This window comes from Streptococcus sp. Marseille-Q5112 (assembly GCF_916700555.1).
Lineage (GTDB): Bacteria > Bacillota > Bacilli > Lactobacillales > Streptococcaceae > Streptococcus > Streptococcus symci.
In genome coordinates, this window is record NZ_CAKAKP010000002.1 from 1 (window position 1) to 20366 (window position 20366).

At 39.8% G+C, this 20366-nt stretch carries 25 protein-coding genes and 1 pseudogene; all 26 read right to left on the reverse strand.

The window, feature by feature from the left end; genetic code table 11:
• Positions 1-1054 (reverse strand): annotated as a pseudogene (locus tag LG372_RS01960) (AAA family ATPase); the annotation flags it as partial.
• Positions 1055-1065: 11 nt separating this feature from the next.
• Positions 1066-1662 (reverse strand): GNAT family N-acetyltransferase, encoded by a 597-nt coding sequence (locus LG372_RS01965; protein ID WP_140224438.1) that lies wholly within the window; start codon positions 1660-1662, stop codon positions 1066-1068.
• Positions 1640-2227: a flavin reductase family protein gene (locus LG372_RS01970; RefSeq protein WP_140224439.1), complete on the reverse strand. Its 588-nt coding sequence runs from the start codon at positions 2225-2227 to the stop codon at positions 1640-1642. The genes LG372_RS01965 and LG372_RS01970 overlap by 23 nt, the downstream gene beginning before the upstream one ends.
• 282 nt (positions 2228-2509) lie before the next feature.
• On the reverse strand, positions 2510-2905 hold the full coding sequence (locus LG372_RS01975) for a helicase (RefSeq protein WP_042900374.1): 396 nt from the start codon (positions 2903-2905) through the stop codon (positions 2510-2512).
• Between the two features lie 95 nt (positions 2906-3000).
• Positions 3001-3255, reverse strand: a complete 255-nt coding sequence (locus LG372_RS01980; protein ID WP_000119707.1) for a DUF1912 family protein — start codon at positions 3253-3255, stop codon at positions 3001-3003.
• A 9-nt stretch (positions 3256-3264) separates the two neighbouring features.
• A complete protein-coding gene (locus LG372_RS01985; protein WP_140224440.1) occupies positions 3265-4599 on the reverse strand; it encodes a DUF438 domain-containing protein in 1335 nt (444 codons plus the stop codon).
• The gene (locus LG372_RS01990; RefSeq protein ID WP_000368739.1) at positions 4599-4832 is read right to left on the reverse strand and encodes a DUF1858 domain-containing protein; all 234 of its coding nucleotides are present in this window, start codon (positions 4830-4832) and stop codon (positions 4599-4601) included. The genes LG372_RS01985 and LG372_RS01990 overlap by 1 nt, the downstream gene beginning before the upstream one ends.
• 114 nt (positions 4833-4946) lie before the next feature.
• Positions 4947-5099, reverse strand: a complete 153-nt coding sequence (locus LG372_RS01995; RefSeq protein WP_225741997.1) for a hypothetical protein — start codon at positions 5097-5099, stop codon at positions 4947-4949.
• Entirely contained in the window at positions 5096-5278 is a 183-nt protein-coding gene (locus LG372_RS02000; RefSeq protein WP_223330229.1) for a hypothetical protein, read from the reverse strand. The genes LG372_RS01995 and LG372_RS02000 overlap by 4 nt, the downstream gene beginning before the upstream one ends.
• Position 5279: 1 nt before the next feature.
• Positions 5280-6059 carry a hypothetical protein gene (locus LG372_RS02005; protein ID WP_000840416.1) on the reverse strand — a complete coding sequence of 260 codons (780 nt, stop codon included), beginning with the start codon at positions 6057-6059 and terminating at the stop codon, positions 5280-5282.
• Between the two features lie 304 nt (positions 6060-6363).
• Positions 6364-7473 carry an SPFH domain-containing protein gene (locus LG372_RS02010; protein WP_225741998.1) on the reverse strand — a complete coding sequence of 370 codons (1110 nt, stop codon included), beginning with the start codon at positions 7471-7473 and terminating at the stop codon, positions 6364-6366.
• 12 nt (positions 7474-7485) lie between these two features.
• Positions 7486-8043 (reverse strand): hypothetical protein, encoded by a 558-nt coding sequence (locus LG372_RS02015; RefSeq protein ID WP_053090677.1) that lies wholly within the window; start codon positions 8041-8043, stop codon positions 7486-7488.
• 20 nt (positions 8044-8063) lie between these two features.
• Positions 8064-8567, reverse strand: coding sequence for a hypothetical protein (locus LG372_RS02020; RefSeq protein WP_001067003.1), 504 nt, complete (start codon positions 8565-8567; stop codon positions 8064-8066).
• A gap of 171 nt (positions 8568-8738) precedes the next feature.
• Positions 8739-9089, reverse strand: coding sequence for a 30S ribosome-binding factor RbfA (gene rbfA / locus LG372_RS02025; RefSeq protein WP_001273601.1), 351 nt, complete (start codon positions 9087-9089; stop codon positions 8739-8741).
• A 250-nt stretch (positions 9090-9339) separates the two neighbouring features.
• The gene (infB, locus tag LG372_RS02030) at positions 9340-12129 is read right to left on the reverse strand and encodes a translation initiation factor IF-2 (RefSeq protein WP_225741999.1); all 2790 of its coding nucleotides are present in this window, start codon (positions 12127-12129) and stop codon (positions 9340-9342) included.
• Between the two features lie 16 nt (positions 12130-12145).
• Positions 12146-12445, reverse strand: a complete 300-nt coding sequence (locus LG372_RS02035) for a YlxQ-related RNA-binding protein (protein WP_001041390.1) — start codon at positions 12443-12445, stop codon at positions 12146-12148.
• A complete protein-coding gene (rnpM, locus tag LG372_RS02040; protein WP_000857557.1) occupies positions 12438-12731 on the reverse strand; it encodes an RNase P modulator RnpM in 294 nt (97 codons plus the stop codon). Before rnpM ends, LG372_RS02035 begins: the two co-directional genes overlap by 8 nt.
• A 21-nt stretch (positions 12732-12752) precedes the next feature.
• Entirely contained in the window at positions 12753-13889 is a 1137-nt protein-coding gene (nusA, locus tag LG372_RS02045) for a transcription termination factor NusA (protein WP_000032285.1), read from the reverse strand.
• A gap of 43 nt (positions 13890-13932) precedes the next feature.
• Positions 13933-14412 carry a ribosome maturation factor RimP gene (rimP, locus tag LG372_RS02050; protein ID WP_001808691.1) on the reverse strand — a complete coding sequence of 160 codons (480 nt, stop codon included), beginning with the start codon at positions 14410-14412 and terminating at the stop codon, positions 13933-13935.
• Positions 14413-14538: 126 nt separating this feature from the next.
• Positions 14539-15174, reverse strand: a complete 636-nt coding sequence (trmB, locus tag LG372_RS02055) for a tRNA (guanosine(46)-N7)-methyltransferase TrmB (protein WP_001266094.1) — start codon at positions 15172-15174, stop codon at positions 14539-14541.
• Positions 15171-15965 carry a cell cycle regulator CcrZ gene (gene ccrZ, locus LG372_RS02060; RefSeq protein WP_000363007.1) on the reverse strand — a complete coding sequence of 265 codons (795 nt, stop codon included), beginning with the start codon at positions 15963-15965 and terminating at the stop codon, positions 15171-15173. The genes trmB and ccrZ overlap by 4 nt, the downstream gene beginning before the upstream one ends.
• Positions 15966-16124: 159 nt before the next feature.
• Positions 16125-16736, reverse strand: coding sequence for a CPBP family intramembrane glutamic endopeptidase (locus LG372_RS02065; protein ID WP_225742000.1), 612 nt, complete (start codon positions 16734-16736; stop codon positions 16125-16127).
• 135 nt (positions 16737-16871) lie between these two features.
• Positions 16872-17486, reverse strand: coding sequence for a CPBP family intramembrane glutamic endopeptidase (locus LG372_RS02070; protein ID WP_225742001.1), 615 nt, complete (start codon positions 17484-17486; stop codon positions 16872-16874).
• A 29-nt stretch (positions 17487-17515) separates the two neighbouring features.
• Positions 17516-17764, reverse strand: a complete 249-nt coding sequence (gene blpZ / locus LG372_RS02075; RefSeq protein ID WP_225742002.1) for an immunity protein BlpZ — start codon at positions 17762-17764, stop codon at positions 17516-17518.
• Between the two features lie 45 nt (positions 17765-17809).
• Positions 17810-18214, reverse strand: coding sequence for an immunity protein (locus LG372_RS02080; RefSeq protein WP_225742003.1), 405 nt, complete (start codon positions 18212-18214; stop codon positions 17810-17812).
• Positions 18215-19012: 798 nt separating this feature from the next.
• On the reverse strand, positions 19013-20362 hold the full coding sequence (locus LG372_RS02090) for a sensor histidine kinase (protein WP_225742005.1): 1350 nt from the start codon (positions 20360-20362) through the stop codon (positions 19013-19015).
• Positions 20363-20366 lie beyond the last annotated feature (4 nt).

A 20366-nucleotide genomic window follows, 5' to 3' on the forward strand; every position in this document is an offset into this window, starting at 1 on the left:
CTTTTCTTTGGGGTAATTCATTAACAATATTTTTAACAGCACCATTGTTAGAACTTGCAACTACGATTCCTTTTTCTGCAATTTCTTTTGGTAATTTTGCAATAAGATCTAGTTTGTCATGACAAACTAGATTCCCTTTAAGCTTAGGAGCCGATAATTCACTAATAATTCTAGCTTGTTCCGTTACCAAATCTGCAAAAATGTCTTTTAAAAGTGTCGTTTTACCAGTCCCCGGAGGACCATTGACACTTCCTACCTCCTCATCCGCATTTGAAGCTAGATTTACAGCTACTTGTTGCATCATAGAAAGAGGATATATAGGGTTACTAGGAAATCTTCCTAATGGATAATTTTTTGGTTCAAGTATTGTTTCTAAATCTTTGGGATTAAAATAGGATGATTCTTTATTGCTGTCCAGATTGACCCTTACAGAATCGAATCCTGATAAATAACGATTGAGATTTTCATTATAAATTGATTTTGCATATTTCAAATCCTTTAGAAAAAATGAATGTAAATTTATTTCGTCAGCAAAATTCTTAACAAAATAATATCTGCAATCACTTGGTGAAATCTCATACTTTTTGAGAAGTTTACTAAAAACTTCATTGAACTCTCCATCAAGAAAGGCCTGACCTAACTGTTCTCGAAGCTCATTTTCTGCTATTAAGAAATCTTTAGGCAATTCCCTATTTTTGAAAATTTGCCCACTCATAGTTAAAAAAAACTTATCAGCTAAGAACTTCAAATCTTTATCAAAGTATAGAGCAAAAGTAAATTTATAAGAAGCTCTTCCCAATTCTTCCTCCGTCTCCTTTAAATTGTATTTGCCTCTTAACACTTCAATAATTTTTCGAAAAGGGAAAATTCCACAATAAACAGCAATCCCTGAACTAGATTTTAATTTTTGACGTTTTAAAAAATCTTTTAATATTGATTGATAATCATCCCCTTGAAAAATTTTATACTTAGAATCACTTTTTTCAATATTCCCTTCTGATAATTGTTCTACTGTAATCCAAGCATCTAATATTTGATTATGACTACTTCTCATCATGTCTCCTCTTAAAGAATATAAAAACAAGAATATATCTTACTCGTAAAAAAACTCCCCCACTCACTCCTCAGCAAGCCATATATCAGACTGTCACAGCGGTTTCCTTGAACATCTTTACGGTCTCGGATACGAGCTTCGAGGGTAAATCCAAGTTTTTCTGCGACTCGTTGACTTTGGAGATTGTAACCAAAGCAAGTCAGCTCAATCTTATGAAGACCAAGTTCTTTAAAGGCTAAGTCAATCAAGGCAAGCGCTGCTTCTGGTACATAGCCTCGCCCCCAATAGTCTGGGTGCAAGGTGTAGCCAATCTCCAGTACATCGTCTTCGTGCCGATGGTTGAAATCAACAGAGCCGATGACTTTATCGGTTCCTTTGACGACAATTCCGTAGCCAGCTGGGAGATTGTCCTTTTTATTACGTTCAGGAAGGATATGCTCCAGATAATAAATCTCATCTTCCAAGGTCTTGACAGGTGGAAAACCTGCTGGGTAAGAGACTTCCGGACGACTAGCATAGTCAAAGATATCCTCAGCATCCGCCACTGTGCGGACTCGTAGGATAAGTCGCTCCGTTTCGATTCGTTCAGGTAATGTTGCTCTTGTCATCTTTCTTCCTCGCTTTCTTTATGAAGCTCCCCATAGGGTCAACACGGTTATCTAAATAGCGATAAACGCGCTGGTGACCGTCCCCCATAAAGTAAGTCGGTGAAAAACGGTCATTTTTAAAATGCCCTTTCTCATCCAAAAGTTCTGGGTCAACAAGTCTCTCGATAATCTTGGCAAAGATATGACAGATTCCATCTTCCTCGATAATCCGATCTACCTGACAATCCAAAACGACTGGACAGGCCTCTAAAATCGGAGACTGAGTCCATTCAGAAATCTCGTAGTCTAGCCCCAGGTGTTTCAGTTTCTCCCGATGACTGATAAAACCAGCCTGCTCCATATCGAGCATGAGATTTTCATCAGGAATATTTACGGTGAACTTCTGATAGTATTTAATCTGGTCAGCCGCATTTTCCTCAGCGCCAACACCGATGACCAGCCAATCTCCCAGGCTATAAGAGGAGCTACAGGTCGTAATATTGTGTCCAAAATTCTGATCCTGATACCCCAAAATGAAGATAGGAAAACCATAATAGAGTTTACTTGTGTTAAAAGATTGCTTCATGACAACCTCCTTTGACCAAGATACAAAAGAAAAGCCCTGCCATCTACATGACAGGGACGAATGTGTTTATCCGCGGTACCACCCAATTTCGGGCAGAGCCCGCAACTCTCGTCTTTAAAACAAAAAGACAATATTATTTCAATTTTTCATCCATTAGCAACTAGTTTTGACACATTTGTGGACTTCTCAGCGCCGCCACTTTCTGTAAAATGCGGGATTCAAAACACCTCTAATGGCTCTATTGTAGCAAGTTTTTCTCGGAAATGCAAGGCACAAGAAAGATTACTTGAACTTGATGCCATTTTCCTTCAATTTCTTGATGGTAGCTGGGCCAATTCCTTTCAAGGCAAGGAGTTCTTTTTCAGTCCAGTTTTTAAAATCTGAAGCAGACTTGATACCTTCATCATAGAAAGTTTTGGCACGGTCAAGTGGAAGTCCACCCAAGTTTGCTGCAAAATCTTCTACAGAATTGGCTACTTTTTGAGCTTGCTCTTTGGTAGCTTCTACTGCTTGTTCAACTTTTTTAGAAACAGCCTTACTAGCTTGGCTTGCTGACTGCTCTGCACGTTTCACGACTTTCTTTGTCTCTTCTACAACCTTCGTCACAGTACTTGAAAAGGCACCTGCGCGACGGAGGCTATTTCGTAATTGTTTTTTACGATTGAGTTTCTTTGACATGATAAAATCCTTTCAATAAAAAACCCCTGCTCTGACAAGGATTTAATATAAATATTCTATCAAGATTTTAGTAAAAAATCAAGAATCTATCTCGTTTAATAATTCCGCTCACCAAACAAGCCTTCTGGTAAATCATGGAATCCTTTACCTGCCTTGAAATTTTCAAATTTTCCAAGCAAGAACTGATAGGCATCCAAGCGGCTTTCGTAACGAATCATTGCATCTTTGGCACGCTCGTCTTGGTCTTCTTCGTAGACTTTTTGGCTTTCCTTGTGCGCCATATCGTTAATCATAATCTGGGTATTGACCCAAGCTTCAAATTCCTTCATAAATTCTTGTTCGTAACTCATTTTTTCTCCTTATTCTAATCCACGGAAATAGTCCGTATCAATCTCACGGTAGGGCTGAATATCCTGAACGTATTCCAGCACTCCTTGGAATTCTCCGTTTTCATCGTGTACAGCGGCATAGGTGATGTGGACAAACTTGCCTCGCGACTCAGACTTGAACCACATTTCATACTTATCTTTGCTTCCTTCACGAAGCCCCTTCATGATGGTCTTTACCTTATCCAAGTACTTAGGCGGATGGCAAAGTTCAACATTACGCCCGACTTGGGACGGTGTCCGTTTGAAAATCATCTCATCAGCTGGCGTATTGTCATTGTAATACTGGAAAATGTCGTCTTTATTGACAAAAGTAATCTCCATGGGAAGGTGATTGAGGATGAGATTGGCCTGCTCGACTGAAAGATAGCCATTGCCAAAAGCCTGTTGACTATGACGGTCCAGCACTGCTCCCTTTTCCTTAGGGGTAAAGGTAATGGTGAACTGGCCTTCTGGTGTATCTATGACTTGTTGAACCTGGCCTTCTGCCGTATCTAACTGTACAGTCTCCTCTGCAATCTTTTCCTCAACAAAACTCTGTCTTTCTGGCACCCATTTTTCAGACGGACGAATGATGGCATAACCATAGGCGTCGCTCTCCTCTGCAATCTGAAGCCAGTCATCCTGAGTAAAGGACTCAAGGAGAATCATGAGAAGTATGGACTCTTCCTTGAAAATCATACTTTCAAACTCTGTCGCAAAGGCTTCAAAAGCTTCTTTTACAGTGGAAATCGGCACTTCAGGTAGTGACTTGGCTGTCGCTAAAGCTGTTTGAAAGAGTTCCCTAATCTGGTCATCCACTCCCCACATAACTTTAGGAGGTGAGTCGTGTCCATAGCGCTCCATGATTGGAAAGAAGAGCTCTTCCTTACGTTGGTAATGGACATCAAATTGACCCACAAGTCCCATCTGACGGATCAAACCCTTACGCATCTCCGAAAGCATTTCCTCGTCTTCCATAGACTCATAGGTATCTAACAACCTCCGAATGCGAATTAAAGCTGCACGGAGAGCCAGATTTTCTTCCTTGAAGACACGAACTGGGTGGCCTGGATGCTCAGTATCTGCAACTTCGACACCCTTAACAGCATTTTTAAAAAGATTGGCATGGACATCACAGAGTTCCATAACATCTTCAAAGGTGACACCTGAGTCTGAGTTCATCAGCTCGTGCTCCATAAGGGAAATCTCGATGGCCGAAACACCTGTAAAGGTCGCATCAAAGCGCTCCTGAACTGATTCAGGAGAGGCGCCATTGTGCAATTCTAACAAAATATCCCGTAGGATATGAATCCGTTCATCTGCCATTAGTCTAATCCAATCACTTCGTAGCCGTTCGCTTCTAGTGTGCGGACAATCTTGTCCATAGGAGTTCCTTCAAGCTTAGAACCCTGCTTAAGCGATACTTTGCGACCGACTGTGTTGCGCATCAAGGGGTTAGCAAGTGGTTTAAAACCGAGTTCCACTAGGATTTCCAAGACTTCTGGATGCTTGTCCACCACTTCTGCAACAGGAATTGACACATCGATGATATTGTCCATTACGACCTCCATTATCGTTTATAAATGATATTATTTATTTTATTATACCATAAGGAAAGAGATTAAAAAACTAGCAGTAAAGACTTGCTAGTTCTCTGAAATATGAATTACGACCTAAATCAGTTTAAAGAGCCAATCCAATAGCTTAAATAATAGCTTGTAAAATAATAATTGGAATGCAAAAGAGATAATCATCCATAGGAATTTCACAATTCCAATAATCGGTTTGATAAAAATAATGGCAAGAAGACCCCAAAAAAATTTCATTCTCTCTCCTCTGGCTTGATGAGCCAACGAGCCGTATCCATTAACTTGTCTGCAATAAAAAGTTTCCCCAGACCGACAACGACATTGTCATCTTTCTTTATCGTTTTCATTACTTTTACACCTTGCATGGTCAAAAAGTAATTACCATAGATTTTAGCAAAAGCTTTGATAGGATTCATCTCACTCACCCTCGATTATTTCAGCCTCTTTTCGGATTGTTTCAACATCTTCTTGATATTGAACTTCACTATAATTGACTAGTTTGGACAGTTCTTTCTGCAAGCTTTCACCCATTGGTTTCATAGTCGCAAAGGTTAAACCACCTGAAATGATACCTCCCAAGATAGGTATGAATTTCCCCATTCCTTTAGCCAACCCTCCCTTGGTCAGATTTACACCAAATATTCTTAAGACTTTTTTCAAAATAGGGTACCAAAGCGTCTTTGTTAAAGCTTTATTAGGTACTGTTTTCATTACCTGTTTGGCAATTGTTATACCACCTGCACGTAGCAAAGCAGCGGTTCCATTTACACCCAACATGACACCTAGATAAAGCAAGAGAGTATTTTGAGCATCTTCACTCAACTCCTCGCGCGAAGCCCAAAGATCCTCATAACCATAAATATAACCTAATTCTTGGGCCAATTTCAGAGAGAAACCATAAAATTGAGCCACATCAGCTGGAATGGTAATCGCCATAGCAATCCCTCCAGGTAATCCTGCCAAAACAGAGGTTCCACTCGCCAATAAAACATTATCCCTAATGCAGGCATTAGCCACTCGATCTAAGGTTTCTTGAGATAAGAGAGACGTTGGGCCTTGTTCTAATAAGGTAGGAATGTCCTGTGGATCCAATTCTTTAGAAAACTTATCCACTAAAAATTTCGAACGATCAACCTTAACAACAGGTAGTTTCACCACTTGTTGCAATACTTGCATAGCCAACTCTTGTTCAGCCATATACAAACTCCTTTTACTTCTGTAAGTTATATTCTATGATAGCATACTCTTTTAAAGTATGTTTCAAATTCCCCTCAAAAATTTTCAAAAACTCCTTATTCTTTTAGACAAATAGTCCAAAACACAAAATCAAAGTCCTTGGCAACTTATTTGTTAAAGAACTTTTATAGTCTTTGTAGAGATAACTCGAATATTCAACTCCTACCTTTACAACTTGATATTCTATCTATGAACGATAGTCTATTGTTGTTTTACCTAGAATGTCCCTTGAATAGGTACTAACTATGAACTTTCGAGTTTCATTTTATAAATCCATAATTTCTTTTTTCTTTCGATCAAATTCTTCCTGAGATAGTATCCCTGCGTCTAAAAGAGATTTTAGTTTTGTAAGTGCTTCGATTTGTTCATCTAATGATAAACTTGGTTTCATGGCTTTTTCATCTAAACCTTGTGCCATATTCATACCAAAAATCATCCCTGCACCATCACCTAGACCATGTTGCTCCACTCCTGATGCAATTTTTTGTTGTGCTGCAATATTAGAAGCTTTCTGCGATACATCATCATAAGCCTTTAAATTCATCTTATTTGATGAAAATTGTTTAACCAATTCCTTAGATTCTGGTGAAAACTCAATATTAGCAATGGCAACTTTTACAATCTCAAATCCAAAACGTTCTTTCCAAGTCCCTGCATACTGTCCATCATTCGATACTTGGGTTGCAAGAATTGAAGCTTGTGACGGCAATTGTGAAATACGATAAGTTGTTGACAAAGAATTAAGTGCAACAATAAAAGATTGGAGAAACTCTGTCACTATTTGTGATCTAGTTTGAGCACTGTCGAAAGTATAATAAGTCACATTGGCAGGAAGAAAATTTCTGATAAATTGCTTAGCATCTGTAATTTGGATAGAAAATGTTCCAAAAGCACGTACTTCTAAATCTGTCCCATAAAACAAATCATTATACATGACTGGACCGCGAGTTCCAAATTTAATATCACGAATTTCTCTCAAATTAACAAAACAAATCTGTTTTTGCTGATCACTTTGACCACCGAATCCAACACGATTAACAACATTGTCAAACAGTGACTTTTTCAATCCATCACCGTTAAAAACACTGCTTTCGCCATTTTGGTATTCATATCCACCTGGTTCTGTAATAATTTCCTCGATACCAGACTGACTAAAGATAAAGGCTGCAGTATTTTCTGGAATAAAAATCTTGGATCCGTTCGAAATAATACCTACAGATCCCTTCGTATTGACACCTCTACCATTATTACTTTCTTGAACAATACCTGGACTTACAGCTGTATGTTCATCAAAAGCATGAACTGTGATAATTTCTTTCCACTGATCTGCAAATGTTCCACCAATAGAATCTGTGATTGCTTTTATCAACCCCATTTAATTGCCCCCTTATAAACTTTGCTCCATATCACAATAGGCACATCTCACTGTTTGCTTCACTTGACCTGACAAAGGTGCTCCACAAAAGCTACACTTGGTTGAAATCTTTTCTGGCTCTGCATCCTTAATCCCAAGCCCTGCTTTAAAAGTGTCAAATGTATCCTTAAATGTTTCTGCTAAAACATCTGCTCCGAATAAGCTGCTATCTCCCAAGGTTTCAAAATTACTTGTATCACCTGAAATCAATTTAATAATGTTTCTAGCCCACTTGTCAGTATCCTTAGTATTATTAAATGAAAAGATAGCTTGCCCGCCATTATAATAAATTTCCAACCGTTTCATACCATTGGTTTTGGTTACTGAAACTTGAGGTTTCCCTTCAAAAATTTTAATCTGGTTAATAGGAATGGTAACCTGGTCTTTTTTCCCTCCCCAAAAACTTTTTTTGATATGTATTAAGTGTAGATTCGTTAAAATTAATTCATCTGTAGCCAAACCATTTTTCCCAAAACTCACATGGTCACTATTCATAACCATGTATTCATGTGGCAATAATTGATAATCCATATTGAACTCCACTCTTCCTATTAAAGACTAGCTTTCCACTGCTCCACTTGTTCATGTAGATTATCACGATAATCTTTTAGAGTCTTAATCACTTCTTCTTTTCCTTGAATCGGTGCTTTCTTGAGTGGACCATATTGTTTTTTCAGATCTTCCATCTCTTTTTTAGTGCTATCTTTCAGTTCTTGGATAGCAGCACTATCTTCTAAAACAGTCCCTTTAAAGGCTTCGTCTGCTTCTGTATAGTAATTATCGATTATTTTCTCATTCATAATCAAGTAATCTTCATAGGTTTTTATAGACTCAATTGTCGTATCGCTAACATCTTGTGGATTGAAATCGCTTGAACTGAGTTTTTCTTTTGCTTTAGCAAACAACCCTTTCTTCTCAGAACTACTAGATGAAGCTTCTGTTTGATTCTCACTAGAAGAGCTACTTGTTTTTTCAGAAAGAGAACTACAAGCAACTAGAGTAGAGACGGAAAGACATAGCAAAGCTAAACGACAAACTTTTTTTACATTATTCATTGATAAAATCTCCTTTTATTTATGAAATCATCATATCATATTTGCTAAAAAAAAAAAAAGCATTTTCTATTTAGCTAACCTTTAAAAATACAGAATTCTAGTTAAAAGAATATTTTTCCATTTCAAATGCCACCTATTTTCCTCCACCAAAAAAGAGGGTTGCCCCTCTTCTTAGTTCTTATCCAGATTGCGTAGCATTTCGTCAATCTTGTTTCCATATTCGATGGATTCGTCTTTGACGAAGGTCAAATCTGGGATTTTGTACAATTTCAAATTGCGACCAAGTTCACGTTTGATGGTGCCAGTTGCTTTTTCAAGCCCGATTTGAGCTTTTTGATTATCTGAAGCAAGGTTACTCAAAATGGTGTAGTAAACCTTGGCAACAGACAAGTCACCTAGCATCTGAACATCTGTGATGGTCACACCTTGGACACGTGGATCACGGACTTTCTTTTGCAAAATCTCATTGACTTCACGCTTGATTTCCATGCCCACACGATCCGTACGGAAATGATTTGCCATGATATTCCTTTCTCTACTTTGAACCAAAAGCTAGGCCAGCAGACCTAGCTATTTTTAAACTTATTGATTTTCAGTTCAAATTGAAACGAAGTTCAATTTGAAATCATCTGCTTCTTTCGCCGTGGTGAAAGTGATGGAACTGATTTATCAGTCCCATCACAGGGGATTTTTGAGACTCTAGACTCAAAAATAAGCAATGAAACCATTGGTTTGCTTGCGTCCCTCACCACCTAAGAAAGGAGCTAAAATCTTATCGTTTGATTTCTTCCATGACATACGCCTCAATCACATCATCCATCTTGATATCATTGTAGCCATCGATCATCAATCCACCTTCACGACCATTTGTAACTTCTTTGACGTCGTCTTTGTAGTGTTTCAAGCTTGCGAGTTCGCCGTCATAGATAACGACACCGTCACGGATAACACGGACTTTAGAGTCACGGGTAACCTTACCGTTAATAACCATGAATCCACCGATAGTTCCCACTTTAGACACCTTGAAGGTTTCACGGATAACTGCTTCACCGATAACTTTTTCTTCGAATTCTGGATCAAGCATCCCTTTCATGGCTTCTTCCATCTCTTCGATAACCTTGTAGATAATACTGTGGAGACGGATCTCAACATCGTCAGCTTCTGCTTGTTGACGAGCTTGTGGTGTAGGGCGTACGTTGAAACCAACGATAAAGGCATTTGAAGCTTCGGCAAGGGTTACGTCTGATTCGTTGATAGCACCGACCGCTGAGTGAACGATAGTAACTTTAACACCTTCCACATCGATTTTCTGAAGTGAGGCAGAAAGGGCTTCAACAGAACCTTGTACGTCGGCCTTGATGATAACGTTAACTGACTTGAGTTCACCAGCTTTAAGGGTATCAAAGAGGTTTTCAAGGCTGACACGTTGAGTAGCTTGACGTTGTTTCATGAGAGCACGTTTGGCACGTTCTTCACCTGCTGCACGCGCAGATTTTTCATCTTCGTAAACGGCAAAGTGGTCACCCGCCATTGGCGCTTCGTTCAAACCTGTGATTGAAACTGGTGTTGATGGTCCTGCAACCTTAACACGACGACCAAGGTCATTAGTCATGGCACGGACACGACCGAAGGTATTTCCGACAACGATTGGGTCTTGAACATTCAAGGTACCTTGTTGAACAAGAAGGGTTGCGACCGCACCTTTTCCTTTATCCAAGCGCGCTTCGATAACGGTACCGATCGCACGAACTGTTGGGTCTGCCTTGAGTTCTTGGATTTCAGCCACAAGAAGGACTGTTTCCAACAATTCTTCGATATTTTGGTTGAATTTAGCTGAGATTTCAACAAATTCAGAATCTCCACCCCAAGCAGTTGACATAACACCATGCTCTGCCAATTCACCGATAACGCGTTCTGGGTTAGCACCTGGTTTATCAATCTTGTTAATGGCTACGATGATTGGAACGTTGGCCGCTTTTGAGTGGTTAATGGCTTCGATAGTCTGAGGCATAACCCCGTCATCTGCCGCTACGACCAAGATCGTAATATCGGTAACAGAAGCACCACGCGCACGCATAGATGTAAAGGCCGCGTGTCCTGGTGTATCAAGGAAGGTAATCTTCTTACCATTTTCCACGATTTGGTAGGCACCGATATGCTGAGTGATACCACCTGCTTCACCTGTCGCAACACGAGAGTTACGAAGGGTATCTAGGAGGGTTGTTTTACCATGGTCAACGTGTCCCATGATGGTCACAACTGGTGGACGCTCAACCAATTCATCTTCATTGAGATAACCATCCTCGACAAAGAAACGTTCGATGTCGGCATTATCCACTTCAACTTTTTGTTTGGCTTCAATACCATAATCCACCATGAGGAGTTCAATTGTTTCCCCATCCAAGGATTGGTTTTGTGTGGCCATGACACCCATCATGAAAAGTTTCTTAACGATTTCAGCTGGTTCACGTTTGATACGTTTTGCGATTTCCGCAACGGTCATACCATCTGTATATTCAAATTCTGTTGGCAATTCATGGAATTTACGCTCCGTAACAGGTTTTGGAGTCTGATTGCGGTTGTTCTTGTTATTGCCTTTTTTGTTCTTTTTGTTGTTATTCCAGTTACTATTCTTTTGATTTCTCACTTGATTCTGACTACTTCGATTCTTTTGTTGTTTTCTAGGACCATCTTCTTCGTGATCATAATCATCACGTTCTTTGTCTGGTCGAGCTTGTTTTTTACGACGTGTATCCACTGGTGCTTCTTTAGCTACAGGAGCTGGTTCAACCACTGCTTGAACTTGTTGCGCTTGTTCAGCTAACTTAGCAACTTCTTCAAAGATTTCCTCTGGCTCCTTGCGTTTATTAGCTTGGGCCAAGGCTTCTTTGGCAGCCTGAGTCTGCTTGAAACGTTCCTCACTTGAACGGGCATATTCTGCATTTTGTTCTGCTTTTAGGGCTGCTGCACGGGCTTTAAAGTCAATACGTGGAGCTACTTGATTTGGACGTTTATCCTCTTGTTGACGGCGCTCATTGCCACGATTTTGCTGACCTTGCTGTTTCTTAGCTTGGTCATTAAAACGACGATTGTCGCGGTTGCCTTGACCTTGTTTTCCACCATTACGGTTATCATTCTTTTGATGATTTCCCTTTTGTTGGTCACGGTTATTGCCCTTATTTTGCTTGCGTCGTTCTGCCTGTTCTTTGGCACGAGCTTCACGCTCAGCCTTGAAATTACGACTTTGCGGTTTAGCTGCTACTTTTTCTGCCTTCGGAGCAACTTGCTCAGCCGTTTTTGCCTCTTCCTTGGCTACAGCTGGTTTTGCTGGCTCAGATTTCTCAGCTTTCTTTTCTGCACTTGCTTTTGGTGCTGCAGGTTTTACTTCTGCTTTCGGAGCAGCTGCGGACTTAAAGCTGGCAGCGATTTTTGCAGCGACAGCTTCTTCCACACTTGATGAGTGGCTTTTCACATCCAAGCCCAACTCTTTTGCACGCGCTACAACTTCTTTACTTTCTTTTCCAAGTTCTTTTGCGATTTCGTACAATCTTTTCTTAGACAAATCATGTCCTCCTCTTCTATTCCATAAGAGACCTCATTTTCTTTGTAAATCCAGCATCTGTTACAGCCAAAACCTTTCTCGATTTCCCGACTGCTATGCTTAATTCCAGTGTTGAAAACACGGTTACAATTTCTACTTGATAATAATGACTTTTATCTTGAATCTTCTTGGTCAGATTGGGTCCAGCATCATGGGCTAGAAAGACCAACTTGGCCTTGCCGTCTTGAATGGCCTTAACCACTAATTCTTCACCCGATATGATCCGCCCTGCTCTCTGAGCGAGTCCCAAGAGATTGCTTATCTTTTGCTTATTCAAGTCCTAACTCTCTTCTTTTTACTTTGTGATCCACATAAGCGATCAACTCGTCATAAAAGCTTTCTTCCACTTCCATGTCAAAGCTACGGTTAAAGACCTTCTTCTTTTTAGCCTCTAAGGCTTCTGCATTGTCTAGCTTGATATAAGCGCCACGGCCATTGGCCTTGCCTGTCGGATCGATAAAGACTTGTCCTTCTTTGTTCTTGACAATGCGGAGCAAATCACGCTTATCAATCACTTCGTTAGACACGACAGACTTGCGCAAAGGGATTTTTCTTGTTTTCATCTTTCCCTCCTCTAGCAACTTTTATTCTTCTACAGTATCGTTTTCTGCTTCCAAATCTACCGAACCAGCTTCTTCCATGGCTTCAAATTCGCTAGCAGACTTGATATCGATACGGTAACCAGTCAAGTGAGCCGCCAAGCGAACGTTTTGCCCACGACGACCGATAGCAAGAGAAAGCTTGTTATCTGGAACAACCACCAAGGCACGTTTGCTGTCGTTTTCATCAAAGATAACTTGGTCAACCTCAGCAGGAGCAATGGCATTGTAGATAAATTCAGCTGGATCTGCTACCCACTCGATAACGTCGATATTTTCTTCGATTGGTACCATACGGTCGCTCTTAGCATCATAGCGAGCTGGGTGGAATTTGCTAGTGATTTTCTTGATGTTAGCTCCACCACGTCCAACGATTGTACCGATAGCGTCCACGTTTGGATTATGGCTACGAACAGCAACCTTAGTACGGTCACCTGCTTCACGAGCCACGCTCATGATTTCAACAGTTCCATCATAAACTTCAGGAATTTCTTGCTCCATCAAACGTTTGATCATTTCTGGATGGCTACGGCTAACAAAGACGTTGACACCACGAGGGTTATCTTCAACCTTGTAAACATAAACTTCGATACGATCATGAGAAGCAAAAACTTCCCCAGGGATTTGGTCTTGTTTTGACAATTGGGCTTCAATGCTGCCAAGGTTGACATAGATAAAGCGGTTGTCAAAGCGTTCTACTGTACCAGACATGATTTCTTGCTCATGTTCTTTGTAAGTATTGTAAGTGATGGCACGTGTTTGCTTGCGCATTTTTTCCATGATGGTTTGTTTGGCAGATTGGGCTGCTACACGACCAAACTCGGCAGGTGCTTCTTCAAACTTGATTTTGTCGCCAAGCTCATAGGCTGAATTAATGGCAAGAGCATCTTTCAAGCTGATTTCCAAACGGCTATCAAATACTTCATCAACCACTTCACGGACAGTATAAACTGTAAAGTCACCTGTTTTTTCGTTAAAGTCAATAGCTACGCTGTCTGATTGACCATAGCGTCTGCGATAAGCGGAACGAAGCGACTCTACTACTGCGTCGATGATATCTTCTTTTTTGATTCCCTTGTCTTCTTCCAAAATGCGGAAGGCCTCTAGCATTTCTTTACTCATGTTTTCTTCACTTTTGAATCCTCAAAAGCTATCCTTTCTTTTTCTATAATTTAACTGCTAAACGTGCTTTTGATACTAAACTGTATGGAATTTGGACGGTTTTCTTACGCGTCTTGTCCATATATTCCATGGTCAACTCGTCCTCTTCGAAGGCCAACAAGGTTCCTTCAAAGACCTTTTGCTTATCGATGGCTTGGTAGAGCCCGACATGAATGTATTTCCCAACCGCTCCAGCAACGGCATCCTTGGTTTTTAAAGGACGTTCCAAGCCTGGACTGGTGATTTCTAGGAAATATTGTTCTGGGAAGGGATCTGGCTTGATAGTGTCTAGGACAGGACTAATAATTTCTGTCAAGTCTGCCGTGTCGTTCAAGGTAATTCCTTCAGGTTTATCTACAAAAATACTGAGAATCATGTCACTGCCAATCTTTCCATACTCGATATCCACGAGTTCGAAAGGAGCTTCTATGACAGGTTCTACAACTTCTCTGACTAATTCTACGATTGTTGCGATTGCGTCCACCTCCTCATAAGCAAGAGGCGAAGATATTTCCCCGCCTCTCTTTCTCATATTCTTACTATTAGTATAGCACGTTTGCCAACTTATGTAAAGCAAAAGCACTCATACTGCCTGATTTCAGGCTAATTCTTAAAATTCTGCCTCAACTCGGTAGATAACTTGCCCCTTGTTGGAGAATTTTTGCTCATATTCAGTCATGACATTGCCTTCAAAATCACTGGCATGTAAATCAAGCCAGACACCATTGAGCTTCATGCCATACTGAGAAAAGCTCACTAGGCTGTACTCAAATAAGCCACGGTTATCCGTCTTGAAATGAATTTCTCCATTTTCAGGCAAGATACGCTTAAAGGTATCCAAGAAGGTTTTGTAGGTCAAACGACGCTTTTCATGGCGTTTTTTAGGCCATGGATCTGAAAAATTCAGATACAAGCGATCAATCTCACCGTCTTCAAAGTAGTCAGTCAAGTCAGAACCATCTACCCACAAAAGCTTGATATTAGGCACTCCAACTTCAAGCACCTTGTCCAAAGCGTAGCTCAAAACAGACTTTTGAATATCAATCCCGATATAGTTGATGTCAGGATTTTGCTTGGCCATACCTGAAACAAAGGCACCCTTTCCACTTCCAACTTCCACATGAATGGGATTATCATTGCCAAACAAGTCCCGCCATTTTCCCTTGGCTTCCAAGGGATTGAGGACCACATACTGGGGATTTGCCTCTAGTAATTCTGTCGCCCCTTTACGATTTCTAACTCTCATCTTCTCTTTCCATACTTGTCTCGGAAGTGACGCAAGCCATGAATCTCCCGATTGACATTTTCTAAATCTTGGTTCATATAATACTTGGAAATCTGGCTCAAGTAAGACAATTGACCGTACCAATACAATTTACTTAATACAGTTTGATTGTACTTGTAACCGTAGTAGGTCAACCATTCCTTCCACTGATGTTCTGGAATATAATGGCAGAGCATATGGGCCACATCCAACATGCGATCGGTCAAGCGAACCGAATCCCAGTCTACCAAATAAATCAAACCACTATCTGTCTCAATCCAATTACTATGTCGTACATCTCCATGGACAATGGTCGCATAGTCCTCTCTAAATCCTGGAATAGTCTGACGTAAATCAGCCATCACTTCACTGATAAAATGATTTTTACGCAAAGCATCTGGAGCCGTTTCTTGCCAAGACTGCAGTAAATCTACAGGTGTTTCCATGGCATATCCCAAACGACTCAACTGTGTCATCAACGGACGTGAGCGATGCAGACGAGTCAAAATATTGACGATTTGTTTACGATTCATATCATATGGGGTCAATATCTTGCCTGTCAACCATTCTTGAGCACACATATCACGCCCATCTGCCAAACGGCGACTCCATAATAATTGCGGAGCAATTTGTTCTCTAGCTAGACCAGGTAGGATTGGAGAGGTGTTCATTTTTACAAAGATGCGCTTCCCATCAGGATAGCTACCCATATAAGCCTTGCCACTCTTCCCAGGTATGGGAGTCAGTGTTAGCTCATTATCACCCAAATCCATTTCTTTCCTCCGTATAAAGTTTCCTTACTATTCTACTAGTTTTTGGCCTATTCGTCAACCGGTCCACACCTGATTCTCAAAGAAAAGCCTCTGGATTGGCTTGGGTATCATTATAGAAAGAAAAGGCAAGCTCTATCTTCTGCTTACCTTTCATGATTTTTATAAATAATATAAGAGTGGCCAAGCATTGTAAAACATATGGACTAGAGTAGAAACCCATAGGTTTTGGCTCTTTTTATAAGCAAAACCCAACAACAAGCCCCCAAGTAGATAAAAAATAAACGAAGGGACATTAGAAGGTCCATGCATAAAAGAAAAGAGAGAGGAAGTGAGCACAAGCCCTAACCAAGAATTGTCAAAAACGGCACCTTGAAGAAGTCCCCTAAAAATAAGTTCCTCCTGGATGGGACCAAAAACTGAGGAAGTCAAAATCAAAGACAGAGAAATTCCTCTGCTGACTTCCGCCAAGTGTTGAACTCCTGAGCCAGAAGAAATAGCGAAGAAATGAATATAAACCAGCGTCTCAAGTACACTTAGAAGAAAGATTACAATGAACAGCAAGAGTTGTTTCCTGCTTAACATCCCAAAAGAAATCATTTCAAACTTTCTAGCATAAGCAACACTCAGCGCGGTTACTAGAAGACTTACAATAATCAATGCAGATTCATTTTGAAAAAAATCACCATGGTTAATCGTATAAGGAACTGTAATGACGATTAGTAGTACTAAAAATCCAAAACAAAAGGCATGAAATTTATCAAAAAACTCCATAAAATTATCCTCCTCAACAAACAGACTTCCCTACAAGTCATCCTTTAACTCTAGTCTTTCCAAAACAAACCATTTTATACTAACGTTGCCTTGTTGTACTCCAGTACAGCCTGCTACTAGTTTTTCCTTGGATTTTCATTGAATATAAGTTAAGAGTGGCAAACTGTTGTAAAACATATGGACTAGAGTAGAGACCCACAAATTTTGGCTCTTTTTATAAGCAAAGCCCAGCAACAAGCCCCCGAAAAGATAATAGCAAAACGAAGGAATATCATAAGGTTCATGCATGAAAGAAAAGAGAGAGGATGTCAGCACAAGCCCCAGCCAAGAATTATCAAAAACTGCACCTTGAAGAAGCCCTCTAAACATGAATTCCTCCTGGATAGGTGCCAAAACTGTAGCACTAACAATAAAGGAAAGCGAAAGTCCCTTACTCGTTTCCTCAAGGTGTTGAGCCGAAGCACCAGAAGCAACTGAGAAAAAGGCATGATAGCCTATATTTACCAGCACAGTGAGAAGAAAGATTCCAATGAAGAGCAAGAGTTGTTTCTTGCTTAACATCCCAAAAGAAATCATATCAAACCATTTCGCATAGCCAAAACTAAGGAAAAGCAAGAGACTCTTTATAATAATGAATGTGTACTGGTGTTGAAAATAATCCCCTTGATTGACGGAATATCCCGCTGTACCAATGATTGCAAATACTAAAAATCCCAAAAACAAGGCATGACACTTATTGAAAATGGCCATAAAGCTAGCCTCCTCACCAAACAGACTTCCTACACGTCATTCTTTAGATCTAGTCTTTCCAAAACAAACCATTTGAGTAACCAAAATCCGACCACATAGCCAGCCCCTAAGAATATAGGCATTAAAGCTAGCATGGAATTTAGGGAATTAAAGACCACCGCAGATACAAAGGTTAGCACAAAAACATTAAAGGCAATGGTGTCAGAAGTCAAGACCAGAATATAGGGCGTCAACCGGTCTAAAGTTTTGGAATCTAGGAAAAATAAGTGTGTATACATGATGACCTCCTCTTATCAGACTATAGACTAGACGCAAGTTCTTCCCTACTTTTTATAATACTTCAAGCCCCAAATGAGTAGAAGCATAATAATCAAGCAGAGAATAGCACCAATGTAGGCAATTAATTGTTGATAGAATTCTCCAGCTGTGATACCTCTATACAAACAGATAATAGACATAAAGCCTGTCAAGCCGATATACATGAGTTGATTGGTTTTAGGACTAACCAAATCATCATCTTCAAACTCTCTTATCCTCATTTCCCTAGTGAGGTAAACAGTGAGCAAAATGGAAGCCAAGTTAATAACCACTAAAAGAAATTGGAAAACCAAGGAAAAATTTAAAAACTGACGTGATAGAAATAGATAAGTAGAGAGAAGCAAGGGCAACTGACCTATGAACAATCTCGTAAGGAAGATGTTCCGTTTTTTAGCAAGAAAAGTTTTCATTTCTTTTCTCCTTTCTTTTTAGTTAAAGCAAGATAGATTATAACCGCAATCATATAAGCTATGGTATAAAATAGATGATACCAAATACTCTCCCTAAGCGGATAAAGAAGGATAGACATAATCAGATACAGAACGAAAATGATCAGTATTTTTTTCTTCATAAAATTTCCTCCCAAATGTATGCTTTATCTTAGTTTAGCTACAACCTTTACACTGCTAGTATAGCACTCATTTTGACATTGGATCACTCAAATCATAAATAGTCATCAAAACATCTTGAATTGTAAAAAATTAAAAAAAGCAAGCATGAAAAACATACTTGCCCTATGGAAACTTAACAATGTGAAAATACAAAATAGAAAGCTATTCAGCCTTACTTCCGTCTGTTCTCATATATTCTCATAATCGCAACCAGGATACAGGCTGTCCCACCTGCCAAAACCAGGAGGGTAATAATAATGTTGAGAATTTCAGGCGTCCTCTCTATTCTGTTGACAAGACGGACTAAAGACAATACTGTCAATAAGAGTAAAGCTACTGACCCTGTCCGAATTAAAGAAGCCATTCGGTTCTCAACCGCATATAAAAAGGATGGTAACATAACACAAGCTATAGCAATCACAAACAGATTACTCCCCATTTCTTCTCCCTTATTCACCACGGAAATCATGAGAATATTCGATGCTATGATCAACGTAGAACAGATGATAAAAAAGGATTTCTTATTCATATAGGACACCTCATATACTATGGCATTTTAATTGATGACTACAGGCGGTACTTCTTTCCACAGATCTTCTAATCATCAACTGACATCGAGTGAATCGTTAAAACCTGACGAAAGATTTGATTTTGACAGGTGGTATTCAGGCTGGTATTGGGATGGCTTTCCACAATTTTCATGACGGTATAGAGACCAACTCCTCTCTCCTCCCCTTTAGAACTGGCTCCAAAGGAGAAGATCTCAGAAATATCTATGCCCTCTTCTTTGATGGAGTTTTCGATGATAAAAGTCTCCTGTGCTCCATTTTTTAAAAAGGCGATTGAAACATGAGGTTGACTAGCCTCTGCACTGGCTTCAATAGCATTGTCACAAAGGATAGACACAATGGTTAGAAAATCAAGTAGGCTCATCCCCTCAACCTGAATCTCCTCAGGAACTTCGACATTAAAGACAATGTTCTTATCTCTAGCTTTTAGAAATTTCCCTGCTAGAAGACTTTTGAGGGCACGGTCCCGAATATTCACCAATCTACCAAGGTCATATTTGTTGTCCTGCAATTTCTGACTAGAATCCTTTAAGACCGAGTCGTAGACCTCTTTTATCTGCTCCATATCCTCCTCTTCAATGCCCAGACGTAAGCTGGTTAAGAGGTTGGTGTAGTCATGGCGAAAACTCCGCACTTCCTTATAAAGTTCCTCTATATGCCGACTATAGCGTTCCATATCTCTGTAGCGCAAGAGCTGCTCTTGCTCCAATCTCTCATGGAGTTTGTCCTTCAAATAGGTATCCAATTTCTTGACAATCCCCATAAAAAAGAGGAGGTAAAAAACTAGGATAAGATGGCGAACAGTCTTTGATTGGATATCGTATGCATATTCAAAGTAAGACAGATTTTCCATGACTAGAAAGTAAGCCCCCATTATCCAGTTAATCTTAGTCAGGGACTGTTGAAAACCTTTATCGAGAAACTCCTTTCTCAATCTAGTAAAATCATAGTCCAACCATTTCAAAAAGACTAATACTATGAAGCAAACGAATAGCATAATCAACAAAAAGAGAGGATTTCCATCTCCATCTACAATCCCTTGCCCCAAAAACGGAAACACAAAATAGGAAACACTTCTGTAAAAGAGATCCATCAATACAATTGGAAAGAGACCATAAAAGAAAAGGAGTTTTTTAGGAAGCCCTCTTAACAGTAAGAAAGATAGACATATACCGAACAAAGGTTCTATAAAATAGGACAAATATTCACTTACATCCAAAAATTGAAAAGTCGCAAAAATGGCCCCTAGAAGAAATTTCAAAAGAAAAGCTTTAAAAATCCTCTCAAAAGTGAGACCAATTCCATCTACCTTAAAGAAAATGACAATTTCTAGTCCATTAATAACAAGAAAATACAACAATATCCAAGCAATGTTCATAAAC